Annotated in this window: 5 protein-coding genes, 1 tRNA gene and 1 pseudogene; 2 read left to right on the top strand and 5 right to left on the bottom strand. The window is 73.2% G+C overall.

Annotated elements, in window-relative coordinates; translation table 11 throughout:
- A partial coding sequence (locus tag B4M60_RS00335) for a hypothetical protein (protein ID WP_291079374.1) occupies window positions 1–1,321 on the top strand: 1,321 nt, incomplete at its 5' end.
- 41 nt (window positions 1,322–1,362) lie between these two features.
- On the opposite strand, the gene B4M60_RS00330 is transcribed toward B4M60_RS00335, so the two are convergent.
- The 4 genes from B4M60_RS00330 to B4M60_RS00315 form a co-directional block, all read right to left on the bottom strand.
- The gene (locus B4M60_RS00330) at window positions 1,363–3,456 is read right to left on the bottom strand and encodes an acyl-CoA dehydrogenase (RefSeq protein WP_291079373.1); all 2,094 of its coding nucleotides are present in this window, start codon (window positions 3,454–3,456) and stop codon (window positions 1,363–1,365) included.
- A gap of 139 nt (window positions 3,457–3,595) precedes the next feature.
- Window positions 3,596–3,669 (bottom strand) — tRNA-Pro (locus B4M60_RS00325).
- Window positions 3,670–3,720: 51 nt separating this feature from the next.
- Window positions 3,721–4,707 (bottom strand): metallophosphoesterase, encoded by a 987-nt coding sequence (locus B4M60_RS00320; protein WP_291079372.1) that lies wholly within the window; start codon window positions 4,705–4,707, stop codon window positions 3,721–3,723.
- Window positions 4,708–4,735: 28 nt separating this feature from the next.
- Entirely contained in the window at window positions 4,736–7,114 is a 2,379-nt protein-coding gene (locus tag B4M60_RS00315; protein ID WP_291079401.1) for a transglycosylase domain-containing protein, read from the bottom strand.
- Window positions 7,115–7,385: 271 nt separating this feature from the next.
- Between B4M60_RS00315 and B4M60_RS00310 the strand changes: the two genes are divergently transcribed.
- Window positions 7,386–7,763, top strand: a complete 378-nt coding sequence (locus B4M60_RS00310; RefSeq protein WP_291079371.1) for a WhiB family transcriptional regulator — start codon at window positions 7,386–7,388, stop codon at window positions 7,761–7,763.
- Window positions 7,764–7,857: 94 nt separating this feature from the next.
- On the opposite strand, the pseudogene B4M60_RS00305 reads toward B4M60_RS00310, so the two are convergent.
- Window positions 7,858–8,105: pseudogene (locus B4M60_RS00305) on the bottom strand (ArsA family ATPase); the annotation flags it as partial.

The raw sequence follows: 8,105 nt of genomic DNA, 5'->3' as shown, positions 1-8,105 counted from the left end.
CGGCCCCGCCCGCCGGGCCCTGGGCCTCGTCCTGGTGGTCCTGCCGTTCGTCCTGGCCGCGCTGTGGGCGGCGGTCGGCCCGACGCCTCCGCAGGAGGAGGCGACACCCGGGTCGGGCGGGCCCCTCCGCTCGGCGCTGTCGGACGCGGCGGCCAACTCGAGTTTCACCGTCGCCGGGGCCGAGCGGCTGCGGACCGGGACCTCCGAGCTCGCCGACGGCACCGGACGGCTGCGCGAGGGCAGCGCCGAGCTGGCCGCCGGGATGGAGCGGCTGCAGGCCGGGATGGGGCAGGCCGGGACGGGCGCCACCGAGCTCTCGGGAGGGGTCCGTCAGGTGGTAGGCGCGGTGCGCGGGGTGGCCGTGATCCAGGGCCAGGTGTCGACGGCCATCGACGACGCGCTGTCCAGGCTCCAGGGCGACGCCCCCGAGACGGTCCGCGCCCGCGAGGCGCTCGCCGGGCTCAAGCAGCAACTCGCCGTGCAGGGCATGGACCAGAACACCCTCAGCGGACTCGACCGGCTGGAGGGCGGCGCGGACGAGCTCGCCCGGCAGCTCTCCGCCCCCGGCGCCCCGCTGCGCGACGGGATCTACGAGGCCACCCGGGGATCCCGCGAGCTCGCCACCGGGGCGGCGGGGCTCGACGACGGCGCGGGGACCCTGCGCGACGGCGCCGCGAGCGTCGCCGACTCGGCGGGCCGCACCCAGGAGTCGATCGGCAGGACCGGGCGGGCCCTGGCCGCCGAGCAGGGCGATGTGGGGGCGGCCGCCGCGGTGGCCGCCGACGACTCGCACCGCCGCACCTCGGCCGGGATCCTCGCCGTGGCGGCCGCGGCGGTCCTCGGGACGCTGCTGGTCCAGCTGGTCCGCCGGCCCGACACGACGATCGCCCAGTCGGCCCTCGCGCTGGGCGTGCTCACCGCGGGCCTGTCCGCGTGGGCGCTGGCCACCGCCGACGCCCCGTCCGCGTCCGGCGCGGCCGCGGTCGTGGGGCTGGTGGCCCTCGTCGTCGTCGCCTCCGCGGCCCTGTGGCGCGCCCTCGTCGCGGTGGTCGGGGCGTGGCCCGGCCGCCTGGCGGCGGTGGTCCTGGCGGCCGCGTCGATCGGCGTGGCGTGGTGGGTGTGGGTGGCCGGCGGCGCCCCGTCCGCGGTCGTCACCGCCGCCTCCGCCACGACGACCGGGCAGGCCACCGCCGCCCTCGACGCCGTGCTGCTGGCCGGGCCCGCCGCCGTGGCGTGGACCGGCGCGGCGGTGCTGGCCGCGGTCACCGCCTTCTCGCTCCTGGCGACGCGCGTCGCCGGACGGCCCCGGCCCCGCGCCTGAGGGGTGCGGGGCCGGATGGATCGGTCCTCGGTCCTCGGCGCTCAGTCGGCCAGGCCCACGACCTCGTGCTCCTCTGCCGTCTCGTCGGTGATGGTGTCCACGCCCCCGTCGGTGAGCATGGGGACGTCAAAGACGAACTCGGGGATCGCGAACGCGTCCACCAGGGTGCGGGCCCGGCCGGCGAGCTTGGTGCACAGCCGGTTGCGGGCCGCCGTCGCCGCCTTGGTCCGCTCCGTGGTCAGGCGGTTGTGCTCGAGGAACCACCCCTTGTCCCGGTCGACGATGTCCAGCACGTAGAGGTCGCACAGCATGCCCAGGACCTCCGCGGCCTCCGGGTCCTCGCACGCGTCCACGGCCTCGGCGAAGCGGGCGAACACCCAGCTGTCCATGTGCGCGCGGCCGGCCTGCAGCAGGTGGTCCTGGGCCGAGTTGAAGACCTTGAACGCCGCGGAGCCGTCCTGCCCCTGGGCCTTGCGCAGCCGCCGCGCGACCGTCTCCAGCAGGTGCTCCTCGCGGTCGACCAGCAGCTGGAGCTGGTTGCCGCGGTCGAGCAGGTCGGTGTGCTCGCGGTCGGTCACCGCGTCGACGAGCTTCTGCCACAGGGTGGAGGCGCGGGCCTTCTCCTGCACCACGTCGACGGCGGCGCCGAGGGCGAACGCGACCGTCTCGCGCTGGTCCATGTCGCCGAACTCCGCGGCGTAGGAGGAGAGCAGCTCCTTGCCCACCAGCTGGGTGAGCACGATGTTGTCGCCCTCGAAGGTGGAGAAGACGTCGCAGTCCTTGCGCATCTCCGTGAGCAGGTTCTCGGCCATGTAGCCGGCGCCGCCGCAGGCCAGGCGGGCCTCGATGATCGTGTCGTTGGCGAACGCGGTGACGGTGGCCTTGATGCCCGCGGCGTGGGTCTCCATCTCGCGGCGGCGGACCTCGTCGAAGGCGTCCGGGTTCGTCTCGAACTCGTCCAGCTCGGCGATGATCGCGTTCTGCGCGCACGCGTAGGCGTAGGCGCGGGCGACCCGCGGCATCAGCCGGCGCTGGTGCTCCCGGTACTCGAGCAGCGGGATGCCCTTGCCCGTCTCCGGGTGGTCGAACTGCCGGCGGACCAGCGAGTACCGCACGGCCATCGCCAGCGCGGTGCGGGCGGACGCGCCGGCCGCCGCGCCCACCGACACCCGGCCGCGGATGAGGGTGCCGAGCATGGTGAAGAAGCGGGCCCCCACCGAGTCGATGGGGGAGGAGTAGACGCCGTCGGCGTCGACGGCGCCGAAGCGGTCGAGCAGCGCCTCCCGCGGGACGCGGACCTCGTCGAACCAGATGCGGCCGTTGTCCACGCCCGCCAGGCCGCCCTTGGGGCCGTGATCGGTGGTCCTCACGCCCGGCAGGTCGTTGCCGGCCTCGTCCCGGATCGGCACCAGCAGGCAGTGCACGCCGTGGCGGAGCTCCCCGCCGTCCTCGGCGGCGGTGATGAGCTGCGCGAACACGGCGGCCAGCCGGCCGTCGCGGGCGGCGTTGCCGATGTAGGCTTTCTCCGCGCTGGGCGTGGGGGTGGTGACGACGAACTCGCCGGTCTCGGGGTCGAACGTCGCCGTGGTCTCCAGGTTCTGCACGTCCGAGCCGCCGCCGACCTCGGTCATGGCGAAGCAGCCGAGCAGGTCCAGCGACATGACGCCGGGTAGGTACTTCGCGCGCGTCTCGGCGTTGCCGAGGTTGGCGATCGCGCCGCCGAACAGGCCCCACTGGACCCCGGCCTTGACCATGAGCGACAGGTCGAGGTGCCCGAGCATCTCGAAGGACGTCAGCGCCCCGCCGGTGTCGCCGGTGCCGCCGTCCTCGGCCGGGAAGCCCAGCCTGGGCATCCCCGAGTCGGCGAGCCGCCGGAGCTGCGCCAGGACATGGTCGCGGTGCTCGTCCATGGTCAGCCCGATGGGGTTGAGCATGTCCGGGGTCATGGACGCGCGCGTGGACTCGCGCGCGCCCGCCCACCTGCCGTCGAGGATCCTCTGCAGCTCCGCGGCCACGGCGGGGTCCCCCGCGCCGGTGGTGGTGATGCGGCCGAAGTTCGGGTGGACGCTTCCGGTGGTCTCGGGAGCGGTGGCCCCGGGCGCGGCGGCGTTCTTGACGTCGGTCTGGGAGGTCATGACACGACCTTACGGATGCTCGAGCGCGATGTGCACCGGAAATCCGCCGTGCGCGTACGGGTACGGGCCGGGGCCCCGCGTCCGGACCCGGCAAATGACCGAGGTCCCGGGCCACCAAGTGACCCGGGACCTCGCATTGTCGGGGTGGCGGGATTCGAACCCACGACCTCTTCGTCCCGAACGAAGCACGCTACCAAGCTGCGCCACACCCCGGTGACAACGAGGGATACTCTAGCGCCCCCCGCCGGGTTTCGCGAAACCGGGTCAGACGGTCTGCGGGACCCGCTCCCGGAACGGCGTCTCGGGAACCGGTGCCTCGTCTCCGCCGCCCCCGGGACCGGCGACCAGCTCGAGGAGGGTGGCCTCGGGTCGGCAGAACGTTCGCGCCGGCGCGTACGGGGAGGTGCCGAGCCCGGCGGACACGTGCAGGACGAGGTTACGGCCCCACGCGGACAGCCCCCGCGCCCGCGAGCGGTCGATCCCGCAGTTGGTGACGATCGCCCCGGTGGGCAGGCGGAGTTGGCCGCCGTGGGTGTGTCCGGCCACCACGAGGTCGTACCCGTCGGCGTCGAACCGGTCCAGCACCCGCGGCTCCGGCGCGTGCACGAGCCCGATCCGCAGGTCGAACGCCGGCCCGGCGGGCCCCTCGATCTCGGAGTACCGGTCCCGTCCGATGTGGGGGTCGTCGACGCCCGCGACCAGGACGCGGCGGCCGTCCACGGCGATCTCCGCGCGGCGGTGCGTGGCGTCCACCCAGCCCCGCTCGGAGAACGCGGCCTTGAGGTCGCGCCACGGCAGCGGGGTCGCCGAGTGCTTCTTCCGCCCGATCCCGAGGTAGGAGAAGGGGTTCTTGGGCACGGGCGCGTAGTAGTCGTTGGAGCCGAACACGAACGCGCCGGGCACCCCGAGGAGCGGGCCGAGGGCTTGGACCACCGAGGGCACCGCGCGGTCGCTGGACAGGTTGTCGCCGGTGTTGAGGACCAGGTCCGGCTCGAGCCCGGCCAGGGACGAGAGGAACTGCTGCTTGCGCTTCTGCCCGGGCAACATGTGCAGGTCGGACACGTGGAGGATCCGCAGCGGTGTGGACCCCGGGGCGAGCAGCGGCACGGTGTGACGGCGCACGGTGAACGCGTTGCGTTCCCAGCCGGAGGCGTAGGCCGTCCCCGCCACGGCCGCCCCGGCGAGAAGGGCTGCCGCGCGGGCGGGCGAGGTCGGCGGTGTGGTCCGGGGCCGGCGGGAGGGGCGCTGCATCAGGCCAGCCTACCGGCGGGTGGGGCCGCTATCGAGGCGGCGAGATGGTGATGGGCGCCAGACCGGGGACGTTGATCACGATGGGCTCGTCGCCGATGGTGGCCGCCGGCCCCGAGGGGCCCTGCCCGCCGGTCCCGCCGGTGCCGCTCCCGCCGCCCGACCCGTCGGACACGCGGAGGGTGACCTGCGACCCGGGGATGCCCGTCCCGCCGTCGAGCCCCACCACCGTCCCGTACGGTCGCCCGGTCCCGGAGACGAACTGGGTGTTGACAACGAACCCGGCGTTGGTCAGCAGGGAGGTGGCCGCGGACTGGCTCATGCCCTCGACCTCGGGCATGCCGGCCCCGCTCGTGCCCGCCTGGTAGGCGGGGTCCGCGGCGGGCAACCGGACCGGGCCGTAGAGGTCGGCGATCGGACTGAAGGCCGAGAACCAGGTCCTGGCGGGCTCGAGCCCGCCGAAGAGGTTGCCGTACGAGCACTGGCGCAGCGGGCTGGTGCACAGTTCGGTGGTGGTGGTGCCGTCGTTGAAGGCGTAGACGGCGGCGGAGTAGTTGTTGGTGAACCCGAGGAAGGCGGAGGAGCGGTTGGCCTCGGTGGTCCCCGTCTTGCCGGACACGGGCAGGCCCCACCCGACCGCACCGGCGGCGCCGGCGGCGGTGCCCGAGCCCACGGCGTCCTTGGACATGGCCACGGCGAGGGTGTTGGCCAGGCCGGGCTCCACCACCTGCTCGCATCCCGGCTCGTTGAGATCGACGGGCTTGCCCGTGCGGTCGGTGATCGATTCGATGGGGCTCGGCGGGCACCACACCCCGCCGGAGGCGAGGGTCGCGCCGACGTTGGACAACTCGAGCGCGTTGACCGCGGTGGGGCCGAGGGTGAACGACCCCAGGTTGTTCTTCTTGATGTACCCGGCGATCGAGTCGCCGTCCGCCGCGGTCCCCTTGCGGTCGTAGGACCGCATGCCCAGCCGGACGGCCATGTCCACGGTCGGGGACACCCCGACGTCCTTGATGAGGTTGACGAACGTGGTGTTGGGCGACTGCGCGAGCGCGTCGGTGACGGACAGGGACCCCGGGTAGGCGCCGGCGTTCTCCACGCAGTACTGGCCGGCCGGGCAGCCCGCGGCACCGCCGGCGCCCAGGCCGGAGACCTGCACGCGACGCGGCACGGACAGGCTCGTGTTGGTGCCCATGCCCCTCTCCATGGCCGCGGCCACCGTGAAGAGCTTGAACACCGAGCCGGCGCCGTCGCCGACCAGCGAGAACGGCTGCGGCTGGACGGTCTCGCTGTTGCCCAGGTCCAGTCCGTACCGGCGGCTGGAGGCGATCGCGACCACCTGGTGGGAGTCCTGCCCGGGGCGGATCACGCTCATGACCTCGGCCACGCCCTGGCCCGTCGGGTTGCCGAAGGTGTCGAGGGCGCGTTGCACGTTGGCCTGGACGGTCTGGTCGAGCGTGGTGCGGATGGTGTACCCGCCCTGCTCCACCATGTCGCGGGTCAGGCCGTTCTGGTCGAGGTAGGCCAGGACGTAGTCGCAGAAGAATCCGCGGTCGCCCGCGGTGATGCATCCCCGGGGGAGCGAGTTCGGCCGCTCCAGCACCCCGAGCGGTTCGGCGATGAGGTTCGCGCCCTCGTAGGGGGCCAGCGCCCCGGTCTGGACCATCGTGTCGATCACGGTGTCCCGCCGGTTCTTGGTGTCCTCCGGGTTGGTGTACGGGTCGAACCGGCTGGTGGACTGGACCATCCCGGCGAGCATCGCGGCCTGCGGGACGGTGAGGTCCTTGGCGTCGACCCCGAAGTAGGTCTGGGCGGCGGTCTGGACCCCGAAGGTCCCGTTGCCGAACGAGACCAGGTTGAGGTACTTGCTGAGGATCTCGTCCTTGCCCATCTCGGCGTCGAGGGTGAGCGCCATCCGGATCTCTTTGATCTTCCGCGCCGGGGTGGTCTCCACGGCGGCGCGGCGTTCCGCGTCGTTCTCCGCCGACACGAGGAACTGGTAGTTCTTGACCAGCTGCTGGTCGATTGTCGACGCGCCCTGCTGGACGTCCCCGGCCGTGGCGTTGGTGAGGGCCGCGCGGATCGTGCCGCGCCAGTCCACCCCGGCGTGATCGGCGAACCGGCGGTCCTCGATCGCGATGATCGCCAGCTTCATGTTCTGCGAGATCTGGTCGCTGGGGACGATCACCCGCTGCTGGTCGTACAGCCAGGCGATGGGTTGGCCGGCGGCGTCGGTCACCGTCGAGATGGACGGGAGATCGCCCTTGATGAGGTCCGCCGACGTCCCGGCCAGCGAGTCCGCCATCTTGTTGGAGGCCAGGCCCGCGGCCCCGGCGATCGGGAACAGTGACCCGGCCGCCACCACTCCGGCGGCGACACAGGTCGCGACCAGCTTTCCCAGGGAGCTCATAGCCGACACGGGGCAAGAGTACGTGACCACCCCTGACGCGCCACCCCGCGCGGCCGGTTCCGCACGCGACTCTTTACTTCTGTTGTGTGACTGCGGTAACAATATTGGGGAACGCAGGACGTTGTGAACCGGAATGGGGTCGCGATCCGACCCCGCCCCCGGCGAGTGGCTCCCGCGCACATCGTGGGTCCACCGCGCCGGGTGGGCTCAGAAGGCCGGAGGCGCGACACGGCAGGACCGTGGGCGACTCCACTCAGACAGGGGTACTTCGATGACGGCCACCCTCCCGGGGACCTCCCGCACCGACGACGCCGGGGTCCGCCCCGGAACCAGCAATCCCCTCGGTTCCGAGGAGACGATCATCGGGGAGGGCCGCCAGGAATGGGTGGCCCAGGCCCGGTGCAAGGACATCGACCCCGACGAGCTCTTCGTCCGAGGGGCCGCCCAGCGCAAGGCCGCGTCCATCTGCCGCCACTGCCCGGTGCTCCTCCAGTGTCGCGCCGACGCGCTGGACAACCGGGTGGAGTTCGGGGTGTGGGGCGGGATGACCGAGCGTCAGCGCCGCGCCCTGCTCAAGCAGCACCCCGAGGTCCGGTCCTGGGCCGACTTCTTTGCCCAGCAGATCGAACGGCACACCGTCATCTACTGACGGCCCACACAGGAAGTGACCCGACGCGGTCCGCGGCGCCTGCCGCGGACCGCGTCCGGCGTCCACCCGCATGGGCGGTCACCCGCAGCGTCCGTCACCCGCAGAGCTGGTCGCCCACCGAGCGCAGCGCCTCGAGGTTCGAGATCTCGAACGGCAGCGAGGGCACGCCCACGATCCGCACGTCCGGGTGGGTGTCGGTGAACGACTCCAGCAGCCGGACCTCCTGCTTGGCGGTCCCCGCGCGGTCGGCGTGGATGCGGAGCACGGCCTCGGCCTCGGGGTTGGTCCCCGCCAGGCGATCGGCCGCGGCGCACGCCTGCTCGGCGGACAGGTCCGTCAGCC

The sequence above is a fragment of the Dietzia sp. UBA5065 genome, from assembly GCA_002415925.1.
Taxonomy (GTDB): domain Bacteria; phylum Actinomycetota; class Actinomycetes; order Mycobacteriales; family Mycobacteriaceae; genus Dietzia.
The sequence above is the reverse complement of the archived record's forward strand: the minus strand, read 5'-3'. Positions and strand labels throughout refer to the sequence as shown.

Coding starts and splice junctions, on each gene's coding strand:
- B4M60_RS00330 (WP_291079373.1), bottom strand. CDS start 3,456: ATGACCTCCCAGACCGACGTCAAGAACGCCGCCGCGCCCGGGGCCACC.
- B4M60_RS00320 (WP_291079372.1), bottom strand. CDS start 4,707: ATGCAGCGCCCCTCCCGCCGGCCCCGGACCACACCGCCGACCTCGCCC.
- B4M60_RS00315 (WP_291079401.1), bottom strand. CDS start 7,114: ATGAGCTCCCTGGGAAAGCTGGTCGCGACCTGTGTCGCCGCCGGAGTG.
- B4M60_RS00310 (WP_291079371.1), top strand. CDS start 7,386: ATGACGGCCACCCTCCCGGGGACCTCCCGCACCGACGACGCCGGGGTC.